General features: G+C 66.9%; 22 protein-coding genes and 1 riboswitch. Of the genes, 17 read left to right on the top strand and 5 right to left on the bottom strand.

Features of this window, described 5'->3' with window-relative positions:
• Positions 1-12: 12 nt before the first annotated feature.
• The 9 genes from qcrC (at position 13) to CETAM_RS08830 (ending at position 10,465) form a co-directional block, all read left to right on the top strand.
• A complete protein-coding gene (gene qcrC, locus CETAM_RS08870) occupies positions 13-906 on the top strand; it encodes a cytochrome bc1 complex diheme cytochrome c subunit (protein ID WP_197085708.1) in 894 nt (297 codons plus the stop codon).
• Complete coding sequence (qcrA, locus tag CETAM_RS08865) at positions 903-2,123, top strand: cytochrome bc1 complex Rieske iron-sulfur subunit (protein WP_156228523.1); 1,221 nt, start codon at positions 903-905, stop codon at positions 2,121-2,123. Before qcrC ends, qcrA begins: the two co-directional genes overlap by 4 nt.
• Positions 2,123-3,751 carry a cytochrome bc1 complex cytochrome b subunit gene (gene qcrB / locus CETAM_RS08860; protein WP_156228522.1) on the top strand — a complete coding sequence of 543 codons (1,629 nt, stop codon included), beginning with the start codon at positions 2,123-2,125 and terminating at the stop codon, positions 3,749-3,751. Before qcrA ends, qcrB begins: the two co-directional genes overlap by 1 nt.
• Before the next feature lie 564 nt (positions 3,752-4,315).
• Positions 4,316-4,487: riboswitch (cyclic di-AMP (ydaO/yuaA leader) on the top strand.
• Positions 4,488-4,498: 11 nt separating this feature from the next.
• On the top strand, positions 4,499-5,128 hold the full coding sequence (locus CETAM_RS08855; protein WP_156228521.1) for a C40 family peptidase: 630 nt from the start codon (positions 4,499-4,501) through the stop codon (positions 5,126-5,128).
• A 184-nt stretch (positions 5,129-5,312) separates the two neighbouring features.
• Complete coding sequence (locus CETAM_RS08850; protein WP_407923918.1) at positions 5,313-6,332, top strand: C40 family peptidase; 1,020 nt, start codon at positions 5,313-5,315, stop codon at positions 6,330-6,332.
• Between the two features lie 3 nt (positions 6,333-6,335).
• Positions 6,336-7,463 carry a glycosyltransferase family 4 protein gene (locus tag CETAM_RS08845; protein ID WP_156228519.1) on the top strand — a complete coding sequence of 376 codons (1,128 nt, stop codon included), beginning with the start codon at positions 6,336-6,338 and terminating at the stop codon, positions 7,461-7,463.
• 49 nt (positions 7,464-7,512) lie between these two features.
• Positions 7,513-8,463: an ROK family protein gene (locus tag CETAM_RS08840; protein WP_156228518.1), complete on the top strand. Its 951-nt coding sequence runs from the start codon at positions 7,513-7,515 to the stop codon at positions 8,461-8,463.
• Positions 8,464-8,485: 22 nt separating this feature from the next.
• Entirely contained in the window at positions 8,486-9,220 is a 735-nt protein-coding gene (locus CETAM_RS08835) for a lysophospholipid acyltransferase family protein (protein ID WP_156228517.1), read from the top strand.
• Positions 9,221-9,322: 102 nt separating this feature from the next.
• Positions 9,323-10,465: an acyltransferase family protein gene (locus tag CETAM_RS08830; protein WP_156228516.1), complete on the top strand. Its 1,143-nt coding sequence runs from the start codon at positions 9,323-9,325 to the stop codon at positions 10,463-10,465.
• Here CETAM_RS08830 and CETAM_RS08825 read toward each other — a convergent pair.
• A complete protein-coding gene (locus tag CETAM_RS08825) occupies positions 10,462-11,703 on the bottom strand; it encodes a glycosyltransferase 87 family protein (RefSeq protein ID WP_197085707.1) in 1,242 nt (413 codons plus the stop codon). The genes CETAM_RS08830 and CETAM_RS08825 overlap by 4 nt on opposite strands.
• 128 nt (positions 11,704-11,831) lie before the next feature.
• Here CETAM_RS08825 and CETAM_RS08820 point away from each other — a divergent pair, with 128 nt between their 5' ends.
• Together CETAM_RS08820 and CETAM_RS08815 are read left to right on the top strand one after the other, a co-directional pair.
• Positions 11,832-12,344 carry a polyadenylate-specific 3'-exoribonuclease AS gene (locus tag CETAM_RS08820; RefSeq protein WP_156229457.1) on the top strand — a complete coding sequence of 171 codons (513 nt, stop codon included), beginning with the start codon at positions 11,832-11,834 and terminating at the stop codon, positions 12,342-12,344.
• 45 nt (positions 12,345-12,389) lie between these two features.
• Positions 12,390-13,778 (top strand): class II 3-deoxy-7-phosphoheptulonate synthase, encoded by a 1,389-nt coding sequence (locus CETAM_RS08815; protein WP_197085706.1) that lies wholly within the window; start codon positions 12,390-12,392, stop codon positions 13,776-13,778.
• Between the two features lie 55 nt (positions 13,779-13,833).
• Here CETAM_RS08815 and pknB read toward each other — a convergent pair whose 3' ends face one another.
• The gene (gene pknB / locus CETAM_RS08810; RefSeq protein ID WP_156228513.1) at positions 13,834-15,972 is read right to left on the bottom strand and encodes a Stk1 family PASTA domain-containing Ser/Thr kinase; all 2,139 of its coding nucleotides are present in this window, start codon (positions 15,970-15,972) and stop codon (positions 13,834-13,836) included.
• 63 nt (positions 15,973-16,035) lie between these two features.
• On the opposite strand from pknB, the gene CETAM_RS08805 reads away from it, so the two are divergent.
• Positions 16,036-16,407, top strand: coding sequence for an Rv2175c family DNA-binding protein (locus CETAM_RS08805; protein ID WP_156228512.1), 372 nt, complete (start codon positions 16,036-16,038; stop codon positions 16,405-16,407).
• Here the strand turns inward: CETAM_RS08805 and CETAM_RS08800 are convergent.
• The 3 genes from CETAM_RS08800 to CETAM_RS08790 form a co-directional block, all read right to left on the bottom strand.
• A complete protein-coding gene (locus tag CETAM_RS08800; protein WP_156228511.1) occupies positions 16,310-17,839 on the bottom strand; it encodes an alpha-(1->6)-mannopyranosyltransferase A in 1,530 nt (509 codons plus the stop codon). The two genes, CETAM_RS08805 and CETAM_RS08800, sit on opposite strands and share 98 nt — an antisense overlap.
• Complete coding sequence (locus CETAM_RS08795) at positions 17,839-18,918, bottom strand: polyprenyl synthetase family protein (protein WP_156229456.1); 1,080 nt, start codon at positions 18,916-18,918, stop codon at positions 17,839-17,841. The genes CETAM_RS08800 and CETAM_RS08795 overlap by 1 nt, the downstream gene beginning before the upstream one ends.
• A gap of 75 nt (positions 18,919-18,993) precedes the next feature.
• Positions 18,994-19,590: a GNAT family N-acetyltransferase gene (locus tag CETAM_RS08790; RefSeq protein ID WP_156228510.1), complete on the bottom strand. Its 597-nt coding sequence runs from the start codon at positions 19,588-19,590 to the stop codon at positions 18,994-18,996.
• Between the two features lie 228 nt (positions 19,591-19,818).
• Between CETAM_RS08790 and CETAM_RS08785 the strand changes: the two genes are divergently transcribed.
• The 5 genes from CETAM_RS08785 to CETAM_RS08765 all read left to right on the top strand — a co-directional run bounded on the left by CETAM_RS08785 (position 19,819) and on the right by CETAM_RS08765 (position 23,461).
• Positions 19,819-20,244 (top strand): SAV_6107 family HEPN domain-containing protein, encoded by a 426-nt coding sequence (locus tag CETAM_RS08785; protein WP_156228509.1) that lies wholly within the window; start codon positions 19,819-19,821, stop codon positions 20,242-20,244.
• 89 nt (positions 20,245-20,333) lie between these two features.
• Positions 20,334-20,726: a DUF3040 domain-containing protein gene (locus CETAM_RS08780; RefSeq protein ID WP_156228508.1), complete on the top strand. Its 393-nt coding sequence runs from the start codon at positions 20,334-20,336 to the stop codon at positions 20,724-20,726.
• A 399-nt stretch (positions 20,727-21,125) separates the two neighbouring features.
• On the top strand, positions 21,126-21,560 hold the full coding sequence (gene mraZ / locus CETAM_RS08775; RefSeq protein ID WP_156228507.1) for a division/cell wall cluster transcriptional repressor MraZ: 435 nt from the start codon (positions 21,126-21,128) through the stop codon (positions 21,558-21,560).
• Between the two features lie 195 nt (positions 21,561-21,755).
• Positions 21,756-22,766, top strand: coding sequence for a 16S rRNA (cytosine(1402)-N(4))-methyltransferase RsmH (rsmH, locus tag CETAM_RS08770; protein WP_156229455.1), 1,011 nt, complete (start codon positions 21,756-21,758; stop codon positions 22,764-22,766).
• 26 nt (positions 22,767-22,792) lie between these two features.
• On the top strand, positions 22,793-23,461 hold the full coding sequence (locus CETAM_RS08765; protein WP_156228506.1) for a hypothetical protein: 669 nt from the start codon (positions 22,793-22,795) through the stop codon (positions 23,459-23,461).
• Positions 23,462-23,591: the final 130 nt, after the last annotated feature.

Below are 23,591 nucleotides of genomic sequence, written 5' to 3'. Positions count from 1 at the left end.
TTCAAGAGGAAAATGATGGATACCAATCCGAACATTGCCGCAGGCGACGACTCCGTGTCGTCGACCTCGGCCAAGAAGGCCCGGGGTCGCCGCAAGATGCGTCGTACCTTCGTGGGTGCCTTCGCGCTTACCCTCGGGCTCACCGGTGCAGGCGTTCTCGCCACCGCGCTGACCCCGGACGCACAGGTCGCCACCGCGCAGCGTGATGATCAGGCACTGATCCAGGAGGGCAAGGACCTCTACGACATGGCCTGCATCACCTGTCACGGCGCCAACCTGCAGGGTGTCCAGGACCGCGGTCCCTCACTGATCGGCGTCGGCGAGGGTGCGGTCTACTTCCAGGTCCACTCCGGCCGCATGCCGATGATGTCCAACGACGCCCAGGCTGAGCGCAAGGCACCGCGCTACACCGAGGCACAGTCGCTGGCCATGGCCGCGTTCGTGGCGGCCAACGGTGGCGGCCCCGAGCTCGTGTACAACGAGGACGGCACCATCGCCATGGAGGAACTCCGTGGCAAGAACTACAACGGCATGATCGACGCTCAGGACATCGCCCGCGGTGGCGAGCTCTTCCGTCTGAACTGCGCCTCCTGCCACGGCTTCACCGGCGGTGGCGGCGCGCTGTCATCCGGCAAGTACGCCCCGCCGCTCGATCCGGCGAACGAGCAGGAGATCTACCAGGCCATGCTCACGGGTCCGCAGAACATGCCCAAGTTCTCCGATCGTCAGCTCTCCGCGGATGAGAAGAAGGACATTATCGCCTTCATCAAGGCCACGAAGGAGACTCCGTCTCCGGGTGGCTGGGGCCTCGGCGGCCTCGGCCCGGTGTCTGAGGGTATGGCCATGTGGTTCATCGGCATCACCGTTCTCGGTGCCGCCGCTATGTGGATTGGATCGCGTTCATGAGCAACGAAGTGAAGAAGAACTACACCACCCAGCAACTCAACGCGATGAGCAACGATGAGCTCGCGCGTCTGGGTACCGAGCTGGACGACGTCACCGTCGCGTACCGCAAGGAGCGCTTCCCGGTCCCGAACGATCCGGCAGAGAAGCGCGCCGAGCGTGCAGTGATGATCTGGCTGGTCCTCGGCATCATCGCGGCCGTCGCCTTCCTCGGCGTCTACATCTTCTGGCCGTGGGAGTTCAAGAACCTCGGTGAGGAAGGCCATATCTTCCACACCCTCTACACCCCGCTGCTGGGCCTGACCTCGGGTCTCTCCATCCTGGGTCTGGGTATGGCGGTCGTCCTCTACGTGAAGACCATCGTGCCCGAGGAGATCTCGGTCCAGCGTCGTCATGACGGTCCCTCCTCCGAGGTCGACCGCCGTACGCTGACCGCGCTGCTCAATGACTCCTGGACCACCTCGACCCTGGGCCGCCGCAAGGCTCTGCAGGGTCTGCTCGGTGGAGCCGGCATTCTGGCGGGCCTGATCGTCGTCGCCCCGCTGGGCGGCATGATCAAGAACCCGTGGAAGCGTGGCGAGCTGAACGTCATGGGTGACGGCACCCTGTGGACCTCCGGTTGGACCCTCCATGAGGAGGGCGTCAAGCTCTACCTCGGTCGGGACACCGGCGCCATCGCCGAGCAGCACACCGGTGAAACCGGCAGCCACTGGGTCACCACCGGCGTCTCCCGCCTCGTGCGTGTCCGTCCGGAGGATCTGGACGCCGGCGCAATGGAGACCGTCTACCCGCTTCCGGCCTCCTACGTCAACGACGGGGACCTCTACAACCCCGAGAGCGACGTCTACGAGAGCCAGATGCACTCGCTGCACGGTCCGCGTAACTCCGTCATGTTGATCCGTCTGCGCAGCGCCGATGCCGCAAAGGCCGTCGAGCGTGCCGGCCAGGAGGATTTCCACTACGGCGACTACTACGCGTACTCCAAGATCTGCACGCACATCGGCTGCCCGACCTCGCTCTTCGAGGCTCAGACCAACCGGATCCTGTGCCCGTGCCACCAGTCGCAGTTTGATGCACTCCAGTACGGCAAGCCGATCTTCGGCCCCGCCGCACGTGCTCTGCCGCAGCTGCCGATCGAAGTCGATGAAGAGGGTTACCTCGTCGCCAAGGGCAATTTCATTGAGCCCGTTGGCCCTGCATTCTGGGAGCGTAGGTCTTAATGAGCACTAAAATGGCCAAAATCGGCAACAACATTGATTCCCGTTACACGGTGGCGGGACTGCTGCGCCCGCAGCTGAACAAGGTCTTCCCGTCCCACTGGTCCTTCATGCTGGGTGAGATGGCGCTGTACAGCTTCATCATCCTGCTGCTGACCGGTGTCTACCTGGCACTGTTCTTCGACCCCTCGATCACCAAGGTGATCTACGACGGCGCCTACCTGCCGCTCAACGGCGTCGAAATGTCCCGCGCCTATGCCACCGCGCTGGACATCTCCTTCGAGGTCCGCGGCGGACTCTTCGTCCGCCAGATGCACCACTGGGCCGCGCTGATGTTCATGATGTCCATGGTCGCGCACATGTTGCGTGTCTTCTTCACCGGTGCGTTCCGACGCCCGCGTGAGGCCAACTGGATCATCGGCTCCACCCTGCTGATCCTGGGCATGGCCGAGGGCTTCATGGGTTACTCCCTCCCGGATGACCTGCTCTCCGGCGTCGGCCTCCGCATCATGTCCGCCATCATCGTCGGTCTGCCGATCATCGGCACCTGGCTGCACTGGCTGATCTTCGGCGGCGACTTCCCGTCCGATCTGATGCTGGACCGCTTCTACATCGCTCACGTGCTCATCCTGCCGGGTATCATCCTCGGCCTGATCGCCGCGCACCTCGCCCTGGTCTGGTACCAGAAGCACACCCAGTTCCCGGGTGCCGGCCGCACCGAGAACAACGTCGTCGGCATCCGCATCATGCCGGTGTTCGCCACCAAGGCGATCGGCTTCGGTCTGCTGACCGCCGCTGTGCTCGCCCTGATGTCCGGTCTGACCACGATCAACGCGATCTGGAACCTCGGCCCGTACAACCCGTCACAGGTGTCCGCCGGTTCCCAGCCTGACGTCTACATGCTGTGGACTGACGGTGTCGCACGAATCATGCCGGCGTGGGAGCTCTACCTGGGCAACTACACCATCCCCTCCGCCTTCTGGGTCGCCCTGGTGGCCGGTCTGATGGTTGTGCTGCTGTTCGCCTACCCGTGGATCGAGAAGCATGCCAGCGGTGACGACCTCCACCACAACCTGCTGCAGCGTCCGCGCGACGTCCCGGTTCGCACCGGCATCGGCGCGATGGCGATCACCTTCTTCATGCTGGTCACCATCTCCGGTGGTAACGACCATATCGCCCACTTCTTCCAGATCTCGCTCAACGCGATGACCTGGTTCGGTCGAATCGGTGTCCTGCTCCTGCCGCCGCTGGCGTACTGGATCACCCACCGCATCTGTGTCGGCCTCCAGCGCTCTGACCGTGCGGTCCTTGAGCACGGTATCGAGACCGGCGTCATCAAGCAGATGCCGAACGGCGCCTTCGTGGAGATCCACCAGCCGCTCGGCCCGGTGGACGAGCACGGTCACCCGATCCCGCTGGCCTACGCCGGCGCCCGGGTTCCGAAGCAGATGAACGAGTTCGGCTACGCGGACCGCATCGCCCGCGGTTCCCTCCTCAAGGCTGACGAGCAGCGTTACACCGACGCAGCCGTCGACACCGCCCACGCCAACGAGCGTGAGGAGAAGGCCATGCTGGAGAACCTCCAGGAGGCCAACCGCGCCAGGGACCGTGAGGCCGGGCTGCTCGACTAGCCCACCTGCCTGCTGTCACTGCGCTCACGAGCGACGCCCCGTCTCCCCAGTACCTGGGGGAGGCGGGGTTTCGCGCGTGCGCGGTCGCTGGAGGGCCGCTGGAAGGCCGCGCCCCCTGGGTGAGGTTGTCACTTCCATTCCGGGGTGTCGGGGGCGAACCTGCGCCCTTCCTGGACGTGTTGACGCCCCCGTGAAGGCCCCGGGGGGAGTCGTCGGCGGTGTGGCGGAAACGGGCCGTGCGGGCCCGGTCTTCCGGATCGTGATGCACATCACTCGAAATGTCTCATGTGTGCCAGCTCGCCATTGCTGTGTTTTTCATGTACGGCCTCGCAGTTTCCTGAACGTCGACAAAGAGTGTGGTCACGGGTGGGTAACGGGGGGTCTGGTTCGATGGCTCGGCCGCTTTATTCGAAAATCTCCTGGGAGCCCGCTCGGCGGCTCCCTGTGGATAACGTCCCGGTAACGCCCTCCCTCCGAGGTCGGGCATTGGACATTGTTCGTTGCGGTTTCGTAACCTGATCGAGACATTGCGGTACTTCGACAGGAAGTCACCGAATGACTGAACTGAAAATTAAGCCGAATCCCTTCAACGGGAACCGGGGAACCGACCAGCTTCATCTGGGGTACATCCTCCGCAAGAGCGTCCCGCACCAAGGTGTGGGGCGTGGAGCGGGGGAGGGAAGCTTCCGTACATCCCAACCCGACAGCTAACCCGGTAGGCACACTGGAAGATTTGGAGAACCATTCGTGGCTCAGCACCGTCGCCTCAGCAAGTCCCTCACCCGTCGTCTCGCAACTGCCTCGGCAGTTGTCGTGGGTGCCACCGTCATGGCCCCGGCAGTCGCCAACGCGGTCGAGGTGGTAGTGCCGAACACCGGCTTCAGCGTGAACGTCCCGGGTCTGGAGAACGTCCAGGGCCTGGAGACTGTGCCGAACGTGGAGCAGTTCGTCCCGTCCCTCCAGCAGTCCGCAAACAGCTACGTCTCCACCCCTGCGCCGGCCCCGGCCGTGACCGCCGCCCCGGCCGCCTCCTCCAGCGGCCAGGCCATCGTCGACGCCGTCCGCTCCAAGGTCGGTGCCCCGTACGCCTGGGGTGCCACCGGACCGGGCGCCTTCGACTGCTCCGGCCTCACCTCCTGGGCCTACCAGCAGGCCGGCAAGTCCATCCCGCGTACCTCCCAGGCCCAGGCGGCCCAGGGCCAGCAGATTCCGCTGGACCAGCTGCAGCCGGGTGACATCATCGCCTACTACGGTGGCGCCACCCATGTCGGCATCTACGCCGGCAACGGCATGATCATCGACGCCCTGAACTCCGGAACCCCGGTCGGCGAGCGTCCGCTGCACTTCCAGCCGATCCACTCCGCGGTCCGTTTCTGAGCGAACTGCTGCCCTGCCCGCGTTCCCGGTCTCAACCGGGGGTGCGGGCATCGTGCTTTCCCCGACGGGAATGTCACGTGCGACACAGTTGTCCCGACACCTGGACCCCGACCGTCCCGGACCGCCCCCGATGCCTATAGTTGTGCCTGACTTCACTGGCAACCTTTCTCTGAGAGATCCTCCCTTGCGCCTCCACCCGGCCCCCACGCACCGACTCCGTAGGACGACCGCCGCCATCCTGGGGGCGGTCATGCTCACCACCGCAATCACTGCTCCCGCCCACGCCGAAGACATCGACACCCTCATCGCCACGATGGAAGAGGTCTCCCACGAGGCCACCGCCACCAGTGAGGAGGTCAAGCAGCTGCAGACCGAGATCGAGGACGGGTACGGCCGCATCGACGGGCTGCGTGCCGACGCCGAGGCGGCACAGCAGCGTGCCCAGGCCGCCCGCTCAGCCGAGCAGGACCACCAGCAGGAGGTCGACGGCCTCGCGGGGGCGAAGTACCGCGGGCTCATGATTGATCCGGTGACCAACGCCATCGCGGCAGCCACTCCGCAGAATGCCATCGACCGTGCGGCCTACCTGGCGACGCTGACGAGGAACACGGAACGCGCCGTGGAGAAGCTCTCGGACGCGACCGCCGAGGCAGGCCGGTCGCACACCGACGCGGCACGGATGCTGGCTGAGGCCGCCTTCCAGCAGTCGCAGCTGGAGAACCGTCACCGCGAGCTGGCGGAGGAGCAGCAGTCCCTCGAGGTCCGCATCCGGGAGATCGAGGAGAGGGTGTCCGCGCTCGACGCGGAGGCGCGTGCGGCGTGGGAGAACAAGAACAACCCGCTGGAGCCCATCATGTCCGGCGCCGATTCCGGGGCAGTGCCCGCCGCTCTGGGAAAGCTCGGCTCACCCTACGGCTGGGGCGCGGCGGGGCCGGACCAGTTCGACTGCTCGGGCCTGATGCTCTGGGCCTACCAGCAGCAGGGCAAGACCATCCCGCGCACCTCGCAGGCGCAGCTGGCCGGCGGCACCCAGGTGTCGCGGGCGGATCTCCAGCCGGGCGACATCGTCGGCTACTATCCCGGCGTCACCCACGTGGGCATGTACATCGGAAACGGTCAGCTGGTGCACGCATCCGACTACGGCATTCCGGTCCAGGTCGTGTCCGTGGACTCGATGCCCTGGGCAGGGGCAGTACGCTACTGACACATGTCACGGACTCTGCTGATCACCAACGACTTTCCGCCCACGGTCGGCGGCATCCAGTCCTACCTCCGGGACTTCGTGGACACGCTCGACCCGGCGCAGGTCGTGGTCTTCGCCTCCACGCAGGACGCTGAGGCGGCGGCGGCCCATGACGCTGAACTCCCGTACCAGGTGATCCGCTGGCCGCGCCGCATCATGCTGCCCACCCCGGCCACCACCCGGGCGATGACACAGATCATCCGCGACCTGGACATCGACACGGCATGGTTCGGCGCCGCCGCCCCGCTGGCGCTGATGGGGGCCGCCGCCCGCCGGGCTGGAGCGACCCGGGTCATCGCGAGCACCCACGGCCATGAGGTCGGCTGGTCCATGCTGCCCGGCGCCCGACAGGTTCTGCGCCGCATCGGCGACACCGCCGATGTGGTCACCTACATCTCCGACTACACGCTGCGCCGCTTCCGACCCGCCTTCGGCACCCGCCCACATTTCGCGCATCTGCCCTCCGGCGTGGACACCGACTGGTTCCACCCCGACACGGCATCTGAACGCGAGTCCACCCGCCGCAGGTTCAATCTGGGCGACGGGCCCCTGGTGGTGTGCATCTCCCGCCTGGTGCCGCGCAAGGGCCAGGACCAGCTCATCCGGGCATGGCGGACCGTGCTGCGCTCGCACCCGGCCGCGCGGCTGGTCATCGTGGGCTCGGGCTCCTACGGGCGCACACTGCGGAAACTCGCGGCACCGCTTTCCGACGCCGTCGTCTTCACCGGGCCGCTGCCCTCCCCGGACCTGCGGGCGGTGCTGGCGGCGGCCGACGTCTTCGCCATGCCGGCCCGGACGCGTGGCAGGGGGCTGGACGTCGAGGGCCTGGGAATCGTCTACCTGGAGGCGCAGGCCTGCGGCGTCCCGGTCGTGGCCGGCGACTCCGGCGGCGCTCCGGAGACGGTGACCCCGCAGACCGGGATCGTCGTCGACGGCCGTGACGTCGAGGAACTCGCGGCCGCCCTCGTCCGGCTGCTCGACGACCCGCAGTTGAGGGCGGCGATGGGACAGGAGGGGCGTCGACACGCGACAGAGCGCTGGACCTGGGAGATCATGGGCGCGCGCCTGCGGGAACTGGTTACGTCTGTGTAAGCGGATATACTTCCCGAATTGGATTCGACTCGACCCCCAAGGTGGTGCCATGGACCTCGCCGATCCCCGTCCGACGGTGGGTTTCGACATCGGCGGCACCCACTGCCGGGCAGCGGTGGTGACGGCCGCGGGTGAAGTCATCGACTCCCTGAGCACCGCCACGCCGACCACCGTGGAGGCGCTCGAGGACACCATCGTCACCCTGCTGGACCAGCTGCGGGTCACCCATGATCCGGCAGCCGTGGGACTGGCGGTCGCCGGTTTCCTCGACCCGCAGCGGGAGACGGTGCGTTTCGCCCCGCACCTGCCGTGGCGCGACGCCCCGGTACGGGCCCGACTGGCGGAACGGATCGGCCTGCCCGTCACGTTGGAGCATGACGCCAACTCCGCGGCGTGGGGCGAGTACCGCTTCGGTGCGGCTCAGGGCGCGGGGACCTGGGTGTTCTTCGCCGTTGGCACCGGCATCGGCGCGACCCTCATGATCGACGGGGAGATCTTCCGCGGCGCCCACGGCACCGCCCCTGAGTTCGGCCACCTCACCGTGGTGCCGGGCGGCCGGGAGTGCGCGTGCGGCAAACGCGGCTGCCTGGAGCGTTACGCCTCGGGCACGGCCCTGCTGGACACGGCGAGTGAGCTCGCGACTTCCGCGGATGAGGGGCTCGGGCGGAGGGTCGCGGAGAAGCGGCACGAGGTGACGGGCACGGAGATCATGACCGCCGCCCGCGACGGCGACGCCACGGGTCTGGCCGTGCTGGCGAACTTCGCCGACTGGCTGGGCCAGGGGCTCGCGATGGTCACTGATGTGCTCGATCCCGAACTCATCCTGCTGGGTGGGGGAGTGTCGCTGGACGCGGACCTGTTCATCGACGCCGCCTGTGAGCGGATGGCCGGCGCGATCGTGGGCGCGGGACACCGGCCCCTACCGGTCGTGGGAACCGCGGAACTGGGCAACCACGCGGGTATGATCGGCGTGGCAGATCTGGCCCGCGGGCAGATGTGAGCGACGAGACGGGAAGAATCAGATGGAAAAGCAGCTGTACTGGATGTTCAAGAACGTTCTCATCGGCCCGTTCCTCCACGTGTGGAACCGGCCGAAGATGGAGGGCGGCGAGCACATCCCGGCCGAGGGCGCCGCGATCGTCGCCTCCACCCATCAGTCGGTGATGGACTCCTTCTTCCTCGCATTGATGATCCCGCGCCGTATCACCTACCCCGCCAAGTCCGAGTACTTCACCGCCCCGGGTCTGGTGGGAAGAATCCAGCGGTGGTTCTTTAACTCCATCGGACAGATCCCGGTGGATCGCAACGCCCCCGACGCCGGTGAGGCCACCCTCACCGCCACCCGCACAGTCCTGGAGAAGGGCGGCGTGCTGGGCATCTACCCCGAGGGCACCCGCTCCCCGGACGGTCGCCTCTACAAGGGACGTACCGGCATGGCGCGCATCGCGCTGGCGACCGACGCGCCGATCATCCCCCTCGCCATGATCGGCTCCCGCGAAGCCAACCCCATCGGCACCTGGATCCCCCGTCCGAAGAAGGTCCGCATGAAAGTGGGCCAGCCGATCGACGGCCGCGCCTACGTCGAGTCGCTCGGCATCGACCCTGATTCGCGTGAGGCGGCGCGCCCGCTGACCGACCACGTGATGGCCATCCTCGCCGAGCTCTCGGGTGAGCCCTACGTGGACATGTATGCCTCGGAGGTCAAGGCCTCCCTCGCCGCCGGTAAGGGTTACCCGCACGGCACTGAGCCGAAGTAGCGGTCTTGGTCGGCCCGTGGCTGACCTGTACGATCAACCGTTGGACTTCACCGGACCCCCGGCGGGATGTCCCACGCCGCACGGAGGGGATGAGGTGGACACGTGACTGCACCCGGCACCCGGATGCGCTGGCCTGACGTGGCCAGGGGACTGTCGATTCTCGGCGTGGTTCTGCTCCACGTCAGCCTGGCCGTGCCCGAGGGCATGGAGACGGTCGTGGCCCAGGCCAACCGCATCCTCGACCCCCTGCGTATGCCGCTGTTCTTCATGGTCAGCGGCTTCTTCTCCGCGAAGGTCTTCGGCTTCACGTTCAAGGATCTCCTCCTGCGCAGACTGTGGTTCTTCCTCGTGCCGTACCTGGTGTGGGTGCCCGTTGAGTTGTGGTTCAAGTTCCGCGAATGGAACATGTTCAACGACCGTCCCATGCCCGGGGTGGAGAAGTATCTCGAGCACATCATCGAGGGCCGGAACATGTACTGGTTCCTCTATGCCCTGGTGATCTTCAACATCGTGCTGTGGGCCACCCGGAAGCTGCCGTGGTGGGCGGGCATCCTCGTCGGGTTCGCTCCCATCCTCATCCTGCCGCTGCATGCGGACCAGCACATGATCGGCAAGGCGGTGCTGTACCTGCCGGCGTTCCTGCTGGGCGCGCACCTGCGTCATCACATCCGGGACTTCTCCGGGGCAGCGACCGGCCTGCGTAACCTGACGCGGGGAACGCTGCTGTATGCGACCGGATTCACGCTGGCCGCCGTCTGGGCGTGGGTGAACACGGTGACGGACGTGTCATTGCCCTGGTTGCTGCCGGGTGCGGACACCGTCGGCTACGTCGACCTGCGACTGATCGTCAATGCGGTCGTGCAGCTGCTCATGCTGCCCATGGCGGTGATCGTGGCGGTGCTGCTGGGCCGGATCCCGGTGATCTCGGACATCCTCTGCTTCCTCGGCCGTCACACCCTGGTCATCTACCTGGGCCACCCCATCGCGCTGACGGTGCTCTACCACTACAACATGCGCGGCCTCGAGCTGCCGATCGCCCGCGGAGCCGGGAACGTGCTGCACGATACTGCATTGTGGATGATCGTCGGCATGGTCATCTCCGCCATCGGCGCGTTCGGGCTGTGGCTGGTCACCCGTATCCCTTACCTGCGATGGTCCGTCATGCCGCCGTTGCTCCGGCGGGCCCCCCGGCAGGCTGTGGTGTTCAACCGCGCCGAGGATCTGCGGCCGGCACCGGTCGATTAGTCCTCTTCTTCTCGACGGCCCACCGGCACCAGCACCTGCGGCACGATCACCGCGGCCACCACGACCGCCAGGACGACCACGAGGTAGGAGTTGCCCGCCACGTGCGCCCACCACGACCAGCCGTATTCCCGGCCGTAGTCGTTGGGCAGCAGCCAGTGCGGGGAGGAGAAGACAGCGGCGAAGATCAGCACGGCCAGAACCGCCGCCTGATTCCGTCGCTGCCAGGCCACCCCCAGCAGGGTCACGCCGAGGGGGATCAACCACACCCAGTGGTGCGACCAGGACACCGGGGAGCACACCAGCGCCACCGTGGAGGCCAGCAGCACCACACCGATCGGCTGCCCGTAGCGCTGTACCCGCAGCATCGCCGCGATGATCAGACCCAGGCACGCGAAGACCAGAACGAGCCACACGGCGGTGGGGGCCTGCTCGCCGGGTTCCACGAGTCGGGCCAGCAGCCCGCGGATCGACTGGTTCGAGGAGTAGGCCTCATTGCCGATCCGCCCGGTGTCGGTCAGGGTGTTCAACCAGTAGGTCAGTGAGGTGTCCAGGCTGAAAGCTGCGGCCGCCAGGGTGAAGCCCACGCCCGCGAGGAACGTGATCGCGGCGGAGCGCCACTGCCGCTGCACCAGGAAGACCAGGATGAACACCGCGGGAGTCAGCTTGATGGCCGCCGCCAGACCGATGAGCACACCCCGGGGCATAAGCGGCCGACGGGTGAGAGTGTCGGCGAGCACCAACGCCATGAGGATGATGTTGATCTGACCGAATGCAAGGGTCTCCCGGACCGGCTCGGCCACCAGAGCCAGCGGCAGCAGCCAGGTGGCGAGCACCCGGTGATCGGCGTCGGCCAGGGTGGGGAACACGTGCCGCAGCACAATGGTCAGGCACCACCCCAGCAGGACCGCGGACAGCAGTGTCCACCCGACGAGTGCCACACCGTAGGGCACCAGCGCCAGGGGGATGAACAGGATCGCGGCCAGCGGGGGATAGGTGAACGGCAGCTCGATGCCGCCGACCTGGTAGCTGCGCGTGTAGAGATTGTCGCTTGCCAGGAACGCCCTGGCGCCCTGGCGGTAGACGTCGATGTCGATCGCGTAGCGCAGCGAGGGCCCGGAGTCGATCAACCAGGGAAGCAACGCGGCCGTGGACGCCAGAATCGCCAGGATCACCCCGATCCGGTGGTGGGGGAGGGTGAACCGCGGGGCGGCGGGGGAGGAGACGCTGATCGACTGCACGCCATGACTATATCGGGAGCCGGCACGACCCCTTCGCCGGACGCGTGGTTGCCACGCATTAGGCTGGTTCCCGACGCTGCCACCATTTGTGGGGTGCCAGACATACTGCCGGAAGGGACGTGCGCGCAATGCGCTACTTCTACGACACCGAGTTCATCGAGGACGGCCGGACCATCGAACTGGTCTCCATCGGCATAGTCGCGGAGGACGGTCGGGAATACTATGCCGTGTCCACGGACTTCGACCCGTCGAAGGCCAACGCATGGGTGCGGGAACACGTGCTGTCCAGGCTCCCCAACCCGGGTGATTCGGTGTGGAAGTCCCAGACCACCATCCGTGGAGAGGTGCTCGCCTTCCTCACGTCCCACAAATACGGCGACCCGGAGCTGTGGGCCTGGGTGGGGGCCTACGATCATGTGCTGCTCGCCCAGCTCTGGGGTGACATGACGACCCTCCCGCGCGCGATCCCGCGCTACACGCGCGAACTCAAGCAGTACTGGGAGTTCGCCGGCAAACCCCCGCTGCCGAAGAGCCCGGACGACACGCATGACGCGCTCATCGACGCCCGCCACAACCTGGAGAAGTTCCTGATCTGCGCCTCCGCCCTCCCGCTGGGTCAGGGCAATCGCGTCCTTCGCTGACGCTGGGGGGTTACAGGACTGGACACCCGTGCTATGAATATGGGTGTGAGTTGGACTGTTGACATCCCTAAAGAAGTTCTCCCCGATCTGCCGCCGCTCCCCGCGGGGCTGAATGAGCGATTCGAGGACGTGATCTCCCGGGAAGCCAGGCAGCAGCCCTCCTGGGACCGTGCCCAGGCGGAGAACGTCCGCAAGATCCTCGAGTCGGTGCCGCCGATCGTGGTGGCGCCCGAGGTCACCGAGCTGCGGCGTCAGCTCGCCGACGTCGCCAACGGCAAGGCGTTCCTCCTGCAGGGCGGTGACTGTGCCGAGACCTTCGAGTCCAACACTGAGCCGCACATCCGCGCCAACGTCAAGACCCTTCTGCAGATGGCCGTCGTCCTGACCTACGGCGCCTCCACCCCGGTGGTCAAGCTGGCCCGTATCGCCGGCCAGTACGCCAAGCCGCGTTCCCAGGACCTCGACGGCAACGGTCTGCCGAACTACCGCGGTGACATCGTCAACGGCGTCGACCCGACCCCGGAGGCACGTCGCCATGATCCGGCCCGTATGGTCCGCGCCTACGCGAACTCCTCGGCCGCGATGAATCTGGTCCGTGCCCTGACCTCCTCCGGTACCGCGGATCTCAACCGCGTGCACGAGTGGAACCAGGAGTTCGTCGCCCAGTCCCCGGCCGGGGCCCGGTATGAGGCACTGGCCAACGAGATCGAGGCGGGCCTGCGTTTCATGGAGGCCTGCGGCGTCAATGACGCGTCCCTGCGCACCTCCGACATCTACGCCTCCCACGAGGCACTGCTCGTCGACTACGAGCGTGCAATGCTTCGCCTCCATGAGGATGAGGACGGAAAGACCCGTCTCTACGACCTCTCGGCGCATCAGCTGTGGATCGGCGAACGCACCCGTGGTCTGGATGACTTCCACGTCAACTTCGCGGCGCTGATCTCCAACCCGGTGGGCCTCAAGATCGGTCCCTCCATCACGCCGGAGGAGGCCGTCGCCTACGCGCGCAAGCTGGATCCGGAGAAGGAGCCGGGCCGACTGACCATGGTCGCCCGCATGGGTTACGACAAGGTCCGTACCGCCCTCCCGCCCGTCATCGAGGCCGTCGAGGCCGCCGGACACAAGGTCATCTGGCAGTCCGACCCGATGCACGGCAACACCTTCACGGCGTCCAACGGTTACAAGACCCGTCACTTCGACAAGGTCATCGACGAGGTTCAGGGCTTCTTCGAGGTGCACCGCTCCCTGGGCACCCACCCAGGCGGTATCCACATCGAGCTCACGGGCGAGGATGTCACCGAGTGCCTCGGCGGCGCCATGGACATCACCGACGTCGACCTGCCGGGCCGCTACGAGTCAGCCTGTGACCCGCGCCTGAATACCCAGCAGTCCCTGGAGCTGGCCTTCCTGGTCGCCGAAATGCTCCGCAACTAGTTCCCGCTCGTCGACGCCGCGTCCCTCCCCGGAGGGACGCGGCGTTTCGTCGTTCCTAATCCCCCAACGTCAGCCGCACGGTCGAGTCGACCCGGGCGACGTCGCCGGCGGAAGGTCGCTGGCGGCTGATCACGCGGGTGTCGTCACGCTCGCGTGCGTTGGTGTCGAGTCCGACCCCCTCCAGCAACCCGCGCGCCTGGCCGACCGTCATGCCCACGACATCCGGGACGGTTACCCGGCCCGGCAGCGTGAGGGTGATCTCGGCGTCCTCGGGGTCGATGAGCTCACCGGCAGCGGGGCTGGTGCCCACCACCGTGCTGCCGGAGGCGCCGGTGGTGCCGTTGTCGCGTCGGGTGTCGGAGACGCTGAAACCGGCGGCCTCGAGCGTGGCGGTCGCGGTGGCCTCATCCATTCCGGAGACGTCCGGCACGGTCAGGGTGCTGGAGACCACCAGCGAGACCTCGTTGCCGCGGGTCAGCGTCGTACCGGGATCAGGTGAGACCGCGAGCACCCGGCCGGCGGGGGAGTCCTCGTCGTAGCGGCGATCCACGGCGGCGACGGTGAGGCCGAGCTCGGCGAGGCGTGCCTCGGCGTCGGCGAGCGGCAGGCCGATGACGGCCGGGACCTGAATGGGCTCCGGGCCGCGCGAGACATGCACCGTGACGGTTGTCCCGATGGGTACGGCCTCGCCGGCCGCCGGTTCCGTCCGGGCGACCCGGCCTTCCTCGACCTCGGCCGAGTAGACGGGTTCGCCGCTGGTGACCGTGAGAGTGCGTTCAGAGGCGGCCGCCTGGTATGCGAGGACATCCATGCCCTCGGCGGAAGGGACGGTGGGCATGCCCTGGGAGACCAGGATGGTGACCTCGCGGCCGCGGACCAGTTTCTCGCCGTCCGCGGGATCGGTGCCCGCACTCTGATCGGTGGGGACGTCGTCGCTGTAGACGATCCGGGTGACGGGGGTGAACCCGGCCTCCTCGACCGTGGCGACGGCGACGGCCCGGTCCATGCCCAGAACCTGGGGGATCTCACCGTAGCGACCGGACCCGAACCACCAGCCGCCCACGGCCACGGCTGTCGTGAGCATGGCGATGACGATGAGCCACACCACCAGCCCCACCCGGGAGCGGTTGCTCACGGGCTTGTCTGCCGGTGGCCGGGGTTCCTCGAACTCCTCGACGGCGTCCTCCGGGATCCGGGCGGGAACCGGGGGAAGGGCCTCGTGGATCCGTGTCTGCGCGATCTGCGGCACGGGAATCTCGGTGACCATGGTCGGCGGGCCGACGAGGTCGGTGATGTCGGTGGGCACCGCCGCCGCCCGGTGCGCCGCAGAGTTCCTGGGGACAGGGACGGAGAAGTCTGGCAGGGAGAGCTCGCCGGCGACGTCGTCGAGCGCGGCGAGGAACTCGGCGGCATCGGAGAAGCGGTCCTGCGGGTCCCGGGCCGTTGCCGTGGCGACCAGGGCGTCAATCAGGGAGGGCACGCCCCCGATCCGGGAGCTGGGCGCGGGGACATCGGCGGTGAGCCGCTTGTAGGCGTGGGCGAGCGGAGTGTCGCCGGAGAAGGGGACTGCGCCGGTGAGCAATTCGAACAGCACGATGCCCGCGGAATACACATCGGAGGCGGGTGTGATGTCCGTGCCGTCGACCTGTTCGGGTGAGAGGTAGGCGGCGGTGCCGATGATCTGGTTGGAGGAGGCGGTTGCGGCGCTGGCTAAGCGTACGAGGCCGAAATCAGCGAGTTTCACCCGGTGGTCACCGCTGATGAGGATGTTGTCCGGCTTGATGTCCCGGTGCACCAGCCCGGCCCTGTGCGCGGTGGACAGGCCGGTGAGCACCGCCCGCATCACCGCGGCGGCCGCGTGCGGCGGCATGGGGCCGCGCTCGGCCAGCAGCTCACGCAGGGTGCCGCCGGTGATCAGCTCCATGATGAGGAACAGGTGGTCGCCGTCGGAACCGAAGTCGTAGACGTTGACCAGGTTGGGATGCGTCAGCTGCGCCATGGCCCGGGCCTCCCGGCGGAAACGCTGCCGGAACACGGGGTCGGCGATGTACTTCTCATCCAGCACCTTCGCGGCGACGGCGCGGCCGAGCCGGAGATCGACGCAGCGGTAGACCATGGACATGCCACCACGTGCGATCGGGTGATCGATACGGTAACGGTCCTCGAGGAGATCTCCCACTGCCAGTTGAGCCATGCGAACAGTATGGTCCACAGGTCACCGCTCATGCCAACGCTGGCCGGCGCTAGAGTGGAGCACGTGAACGCGAAAGATATTTCCCTTGAGGCCCTGCTGGCTGATGAACCCATGCTCACCCTGCCGGAGACCGCCGAGCTTCTCGGCGTGGCGGTCACCCGGATCGACGACCTGCTGACCGCGAACAAACTCATCGCCCACGTTGTCGACGGCAAGCGGCACGTCCCGGCGGCGCTCTTCCGGAAGGACGAGCCCACGACCGGCAAGTTCGTGCCGGGCGTGATCATGCTCCTGACTGACGGCGGCTACTCGGACGCGGAGATCCTGCGGTTCCTGTTCACCGAGGACGAGACTCTGCCGGGTCGGCCGGTGGATGCGCTGCACGGTCAGCTGGCACGTGAGGTGCTGCGCCGGGCGCAGGCCATGGCCATCTGACGTCCTTCCCGAACACCCAGTCGGTGAGCACCCAGGCGAGGATGAACACACCGGCCATCCACCAGGTGTTGTAGAGCTGGTGGTTTCCGCTGCCGGTGAAGGCCAGTGTGACCACGGCTGAGCCGCCCACCGCCAGCCGCAGCACCCACGGGGGCGGGCCGGCCGTGCCGACCAGACTGATCACTGACGCGTAGTACCAGGGCAGCGTCACCGAGTTGAACACGAACGCCACCTGGTAGGCGGCCGCCGTTCCCGCGATGGCGCGGCGGTCGTCCTGCCGGAACAACCACCAGACGACGACCAGCCCGAGAAGCATGAGCGCCATTGAGATGGGCCGCAGGACGCCGAGCGCCACGTTGTAGTCGAAGTCGTCCCGGAACAGCTGAATGAAGGTGGTGACCACACCTGCGGCCAGCGAGGGCCACGCCAGGGGATTGATCACCTTCGAGTTGCCGGAGATCTCCGACAGCCAGCCCCACGAGGCCCCGGACAGGAACGTCACGGCGGAGACCACCGCGAGCGTCTCCAGGACGACGAAGAAGCCGGCGAGCAGGAATGCGGGCACCTTGTTGATCCTGGCCGCGTAGTGGCGGGTGGCCATCCAGACGACGAAGGGCAGGGCGATCGCGGCCGTGGCCTTGAGGGAGACCGCCACGGCGATGAGCGCCACGCCGAGCACGAAACGGCGGTCCAGGCAGGCCAGCAGGCCCACGCTGACCAGTCCGACCATGACGGATTCGTTGTGCATGCCGCCGACCATGTGCAGGATCATCACCGGGTTGGCCACTCCCAGCCACAGCGCCAGCACGGGATCGCCGCCGAGCCTGCGTGCGATACGCGGGACTGCCCATGCGATGGCGGCGAAACCCGCAACCGAGATCAGCTTGTACACGATCACCCCGGCGGTGACGCTGTCGCCGACGAGGCGGGTGACGCCCTCGCCGATCCACAGGTGGAGCGGTCCGTAGGGGGTGGTGGTGTTGCGCCAGTCATGGGACACCTCCAGCAGGAAGGGGCCCGGGTTGACGGCCGCGCCCTGGGTGTAGGGATTGAAACCGTCGCGGAGCATCGCGCCCTGCATGAGGTAGGAGTACACGTCACGCGAGAGCATCGGTGCCGCCGGGATGAGCGGCAGCACCCAGGCCCACATCGCGGTCCGCACGGTCCTTTCCCGCTTATCGACGTCCCGGTCGCCCTCCCGCAGCACATGCCTACGGCCGAGCACCGCCCAGCCGAGCAGGAGGAACACCACACCGGCCCAGAAGACGGTGTTGGAGATACCTGCTCCGCGGCCGTAGGCAAGGAAATCGAGGCCGACGGCCTCCAGGACACCCCCGCGGTTGCGTGTGGCGCCGCCGCCGAAGGAACCGAGCAGGAGGAGGAGGGAGCCGATGAGCCCCAGCGTGAGAGCGCCGGGCAGCCGGACGGTCATCAGAGACGGCGCGCTGTCGCGCGGTGCGCCAGATCAGTGAGGGTGGCGGTGACTTCCGGGGAGATGTCGGCGGTCTCAAGGTGGGCGATACCCGAGGTAGTCAGGGCGGTGATGCGCTCCTCGATCTCCTCGACGGCCCCTGTTTCAGCGATGATGTCGGCCAGGCGGGCGATCTCGCCTGCGTCCGACGTCGCACCGATTCCGGCCCGCAGCTCGGCTGCGGCGGCGGGGTCGCGGTCGTCGGCAAGCTTCAGGGCGGTGGCCAGGAGGACGGTGCGTTTGCCCTCCCGCAGATCATCGCCGGCGGGCTTGCCGGTGACGGCGGGATCGCCGTACACACCAAGCTGGTCGTCCCGCAGCTGGAAGGCGATGCCGATGTCGCGGCCGTAGCCCCGGAAGGCGTCGATCGTGATCTGGTCGGCGCCCGCGATCGCGGCACCCAGGTGGAGGGGGCGTTCGATGGTGTAGGCGGCGGTCTTGAAACGGTTGACCGAATCAGCCAGGCTGATGTCCTCTTCGGCGGTGGCCTCCAGGGAGATGTCGAGCAGCTGCCCGCCGAGCACCTCGGTGCGCATCGCGCGCCACGGTTCACGGGCCCGCTGCAGCGCCTCCACCGACAGGCCGGAGTCCTGGAGCATGTCCTCCGCCCACACCAGAGCCAGATCGCCGACCAGGATGGCCACCGACTCGCCAAAGTGGGCAGGGTCGCCGGACCAGTTGTTGGTACGGTGAGCCGCCTCAACGGCCCTGTGGACGGTCGGGTTGCCGCGCCGAGTGTCCGACGAGTCGATGATGTCGTCGTGGATCAGGGCGCAGGCCTGGATGAACTCCAGCGAGGCCGCCGCACGCAACACCGCCGCAGGATCCTCGGTGCTGTTGTCGAAACCGCCGCCACCGACAAAACCTGCCCACACGTAGAGGGGACGGATCCGCTTGCCGCCACCCAGGACGAAGTCCTCCAGGTGGGAGACTGCCTCTGTGACGGGGGCACCGATCGCAGAGACCTGGCTCCGGCGGGCGGTGACGAATCGGGAGAGTTCCTCACGGGCGGCGGCCGGGATCTGGTCGAGGGTCAACATTCGGAGGGCCTGGCTGCTCAATGTGGCTATCCTTCATCGGGGCGGTGAACTGTCCAGTCCACGATACCCAGGTGACTATCCGTCTGAGTCAAAGACAGCCGGCTTCTCCACCAGGCCCGGCAGCGGCAGGGGGGCGGACAGGACGGCAAAGGGGCGGGAATCCCCGTCGAACTGGAAGTTGCGCAGCTCGTCGCGGAAACCCATGGAGCGGTAGAGGGAGAAGGCGTTGTTGGCCTCGTCCTCGACCTCCGGGGTGGACAGCAGCGCATGAGCTGCGGGGACGAGCCACAGCAGCTTGGAGAGCAGCAGCCGGCCGATCCCTTTGCCCTGGTGCGCCGGATCGACGTGAATCTCGGCGACCTCAAAGTAGTTGCGCATGAGCACGGCCTGCCGGGTGTCCGGTCCGCCGGCGGCCCGGAAGCCGCGGCGGACCTGGCGGTCCCACCACAGGTCGGGCGCGCCGAGGTAGCCGTACGCCAGTCCGAGGAGAGTGTCGCCTTCGAAGGCGGTGAGTGCGGTGAATCCCGGCTGAACGATCTCGTGGCGCCAGACCTCGACACGACCTGCCCGAATGCTCGGGTCATAGCCCATCGCCTCTATGTAGAGGTCGACGAGCTGTGGGGCCAACACGGCAAATTCGGGACCGGACAACCGGCGGATCTCGATGGTCACGCCTCCACTGAACCACGAACTGCCGGTGTGGTGGGGGAAAACGCAGTTCCGCGCCTGGTGCCGGGCCTCGAACGGAAGGCCGGAGGGGAGGGCAGGAAGATGCACCACAACCGTTGACGTGTTCGAATGACTGTTCTACGATTGAGGTGTGGTGTTCCGGGCCGCTTCTAAGGTGAGGGCCACACGCAGGAAAGAGGGTCGGAAACGTGAAGGAAGGAGTTGGCCCCGATGGCACAGATCATTTCCGCTACCACCAGGTTCTCGGGGGCGGGCACGCACCGGGCCGACTTCATCTTCAAGGCCCGTGCCCTTCTCGCCCAGGCCGTGGAATATCGGGCGGGCGGAAAGTGGGATCTGGCGCTCGAGGCCGCCTATCAGGCCGCGTTGAGGTCTGCGGGGGCGAGGATCTCCGCGTCGGCGGTGTCGGGAAAGCGTCGCCGCCCCACCAGCGCGTGGGACCAGCTCCGGCTCGTTGATGCGGATGGTGAACGGTGGGCGGGGGCTTTTGAGCAGTATTCGCGCCTGCGGTCACGGGTCTCCTCGGGCCTGGAGCGTGACGTCGACCATTCGGTTGTCAATCGGGTGATGGATTTGACCACGGAGTTTTTGGCCCAGGTGGAGGCCGAGGCAGGGTGGGTTCCGGCCGCTGCTTAAGGGCGTTGGCGTTCGCGGGAACAATCCCGTTAGTCTGGGCGTTAAACCTATAAGAAGAACAAGCGCCCAGCGATGTCCGGGAGGAACTAGTGTCGCTTTCAGAGCAGGAGCAACGAGCGCTCCGGGAGATTGAACTGTCTCTCCTTGCTGATGACCCCAAGTTCGGGTCATCCGTGGCTGGTGACCACGGTTTCGGTGGATCCGGAACACCCGGCATCACTCTTCGGGGTATCGCGATTGCGGTCGTCGGCCTCGTCATGCTCATCGGCGGTGTTGCACTCGCTCAGCAGAACCTCTGGTTCATCGCACTGAGCGTCGTGGGCTTCCTCGTGATGTTCGGGGCCGGCCTGTGGATGCTCCGCGGCGGGGCGGGAATGTCCGGAGGCGCTGACCGGAAGCCTCGTCCCAAGCGTGGTGGTGGCTCCGGATCTGCGACAAGCAAGATGGAGGAGAACTTCCGCAAACGCTTCGAGGAGCGCTAACTCCGCGAACCTGATCAAGGCCCGCCGCACCTCCCTTCCGGGGGAGTGCGGCGGGCCTTCGGTCATTCCCACGTCGCCCCACGGGGGTCCGCCACTTCCTCCCGCATCCACCGAAACATGCAGGAGAAAGAGTGGATGAGGGGCTTCCGGTACGGAGGCCCCTTAATCCGGGCGTGTGGCGCCTGGCGGGCCTCCCACACATTTCACGTCTCTTACCTGGGAATCTACTGCTGATTCTGTGTCTGGTGGGGTGATTGTGGGTTGTAGGTGGGGCGAAGTGGGGTATTGTGGGGCGCAGCGGTGGAGAAGAAGAGCCAAGTGGCCGATCTGAACCATGGCGAGAACTGAATCTGGTCTGAAGCGATCCGCGGAGTCGAGACTAAGGAAGGTGGGCCCGGGATGTTTCTGGGTACCTACACTCCAAAACTCGACGACAAGGGTCGACTGACACTTCCGGCGAAGTTCCGTGAGGAGCTCGCCGGTGGGTTGATGGTCACGAAGGGGCAGGATCACAGTCTTGCGGTCTATCCCCGGGAGGAGTTCGCCGCACGCGTCCGGAAGGCCGCAGCGGTGTCCCGCACCAACCCGCAGGCACGTGCCTTCATCCGAAATCTGGCTGCCAGTGCGGATGAGCAGCGTCCTGACGGCAACGGTCGCATCACCATCTCGGCCGGACACCGCGAGTATGCGGGTCTGACCAAGGAGTGTGTGGTCATCGGATCAGTGGATTTTCTCGAGATCTGGGATGCGGAATCCTGGGCCGCTTATCAGAAGGAAACGGAGGCCGCCTTCTCGGCGGCCGACGCTGAAGACGTCCTCGGCGGACTGCTCTGATCACTCCCGGCAGGGGGCGAGAGGGTGGGGCGGAGCGCGTGTAAGGACTCTGCCCGAAGTGATGCTCTGGTGTACTTCCCCGACATCAGATGGACACATCGGGCAGGGCCCTGTACGCACCCCGCACCGGGAGGCAGACCGACACACTCGATCATGAAGAGGGGAGGGGACGCCATGAGCGACCATAAGGCCGACATGAGCTTCGACATCGAGGACAACTTCGGACACGTCCCGGTCCTGCGTGATCGGATGGCTGAGCTGCTGGCGCCGGGCGTAGAGAAGCTCGGTGAGCATGCGGTGATCGTGGACGGCACCCTCGGCGCCGGCGGCCACACCGAGCACTTTCTGGCGACCTTCCCCCGGGCGCACGTCATCGGCGTGGACCGGGATCCGGTCGCGCTCGCCGAAGCCCGTGAGCGACTCGCCCCGTTCGCCGATCGTTTCGTCGGCGTGCAGACGCGTTTCGACGGCATCGGTGACGCCATCGCGGAAGGGGAGGGGCGGATCTTCGACCTCGCCCGTGAGTACGGCATCGCCGGAGCGCTGTTCGACCTGGGTGTCTCGTCCATGCAGCTGGATCAGGTGGAACGCGGTTTCGCCTACCGGACCGACTCCCCGCTGGACATGCGCATGGATCCCACGCAGGGCAGGACCGCCGCGGACGTGCTCAACACCTACAGCCACGGCGATCTGGCGCGCATCCTCAAAACCTACGGTGACGAACGCTTCGCGGGGAAGATCGCCTCGGCGGTCCTACGGGAGCGTGACCGCGAGCCCTTCACCACGTCGGGCCGCCTGGTCGAGCTGCTGTACGAGAACATTCCGGCGGCCACCCGGCGCACCGGCGGACATCCCGCGAAGCGCACCTTCCAGGCGCTGCGCGTCGAGGTGAACGCCGAGCTTGAGGCCCTCGAGAACGTCATCCCCGTCATCACGGAGCTGTTGGCGGTCGGCGGGCGTGCGGTGTTCATGAGCTACCAGTCGCTGGAGGACCGCATCGTCAAGATTGCCTTCGCCGACATGACCGCATCCAGGACTCCACCCGGCCTCCCCATGGACCTGCCCGGTACCGCGCCCCGTTTCCGCATCATCACGCGGGGGGCGGAGAAGGCGAACGACGCCGAGATCGAGGAGAATCCTCGGGCAGCACCGGTGAGGGTCCGGGCCATCGAGAAGCTCCCTGACCCGACCGGAGGCCGACAGTGACACAGACGACCAGGAAGGAACGACGTATGGGTGCCAGCCGCGACTTCACCAGTACCGCCGTCCTCGATCGTGAGCAGCGGGTCAGGACCGTCCCGCAGCAGACCCCGCTGCCGAAGCGCCGTAGGCCGCTTCCGCCACCGAACCGGCTCGGTTCCCGGCAGGTGGTCTCCGTCCGGGGCCGCCGGGTCGCCGAAGTCAAGCGCACCACCCTGCTGGCGAAGCTGGTGAGCATCTCCATCGTGCTGGCGATCGCCGGCGTCGCGGTGGCGATGTGGCTGTCGGGGGTGTCCACCCAGCAGACCTTCCGGATGCAGGTGCTGCAGTCGCAGGACAGGCAGCTGTCGAACCAGCTGGAGACCCTCAACCGGGACCTGGAGAACGTCCGTTCCTCTGCCGAGCTTGCCCGCCGCGCCGGCGAACTCGGCATGGCGGTTCCTTCGCAGCCGGGAATCCTGGCGGTGAAGGAGAACGGCGATATCGTGGAGGAGCGTCCGGCCGATCCGGCGACGAGCTCTATCATTGACGTGAACGGTGCCCCGGTCCGCCCGGGGCAGGCGTCGAGTGATCCGACGGCGATCGCAGAGCTGGGCGACAACCTGGAGGCGATTCCACAGGGGGAGCAGCTCCAGGCCCCGGCACCGGTCGAACGGGGCGTGGCCCCCTACACTCCGAATGTGCCGACCGAGGATCAGTGACCAACCCGAAAACCCGAGAAGAACGAGCAGGTGAGGACGCCCAGTGACACGACCAGGCGCCGGAGGCGTCCGACGTGACGTGGGACGAGCTGGCTCGTCCCGAAGTTCATCCTCCCGTCCCTACTCCGAT

Source organism: Corynebacterium comes, assembly GCF_009734405.1.
GTDB lineage: Bacteria > Actinomycetota > Actinomycetes > Mycobacteriales > Mycobacteriaceae > Corynebacterium > Corynebacterium comes.
Note: the sequence above shows the minus strand (reverse complement) of the source record. Positions and strands in the feature narration are given on the sequence as shown.

Coding starts and splice junctions, on each gene's coding strand:
- qcrB (WP_156228522.1), top strand. CDS start 2,123: ATGAGCACTAAAATGGCCAAAATCGGCAACAACATTGATTCCCGTTAC.
- CETAM_RS08785 (WP_156228509.1), top strand. CDS start 19,819: ATGGCACAGATCATTTCCGCTACCACCAGGTTCTCGGGGGCGGGCACG.
- qcrA (WP_156228523.1), top strand. CDS start 903: ATGAGCAACGAAGTGAAGAAGAACTACACCACCCAGCAACTCAACGCG.
- CETAM_RS08845 (WP_156228519.1), top strand. CDS start 6,336: ATGTCACGGACTCTGCTGATCACCAACGACTTTCCGCCCACGGTCGGC.
- qcrC (WP_197085708.1), top strand. CDS start 13: ATGATGGATACCAATCCGAACATTGCCGCAGGCGACGACTCCGTGTCG.
- rsmH (WP_156229455.1), top strand. CDS start 21,756: ATGAGCTTCGACATCGAGGACAACTTCGGACACGTCCCGGTCCTGCGT.
- CETAM_RS08765 (WP_156228506.1), top strand. CDS start 22,793: ATGGGTGCCAGCCGCGACTTCACCAGTACCGCCGTCCTCGATCGTGAG.
- CETAM_RS08840 (WP_156228518.1), top strand. CDS start 7,513: ATGGACCTCGCCGATCCCCGTCCGACGGTGGGTTTCGACATCGGCGGC.
- CETAM_RS08820 (WP_156229457.1), top strand. CDS start 11,832: ATGCGCTACTTCTACGACACCGAGTTCATCGAGGACGGCCGGACCATC.
- CETAM_RS08795 (WP_156229456.1), bottom strand. CDS start 18,918: ATGTTGACCCTCGACCAGATCCCGGCCGCCGCCCGTGAGGAACTCTCC.
- CETAM_RS08800 (WP_156228511.1), bottom strand. CDS start 17,839: ATGACCGTCCGGCTGCCCGGCGCTCTCACGCTGGGGCTCATCGGCTCC.
- mraZ (WP_156228507.1), top strand. CDS start 21,126: ATGTTTCTGGGTACCTACACTCCAAAACTCGACGACAAGGGTCGACTG.
- pknB (WP_156228513.1), bottom strand. CDS start 15,972: ATGGCTCAACTGGCAGTGGGAGATCTCCTCGAGGACCGTTACCGTATC.
- CETAM_RS08835 (WP_156228517.1), top strand. CDS start 8,486: ATGGAAAAGCAGCTGTACTGGATGTTCAAGAACGTTCTCATCGGCCCG.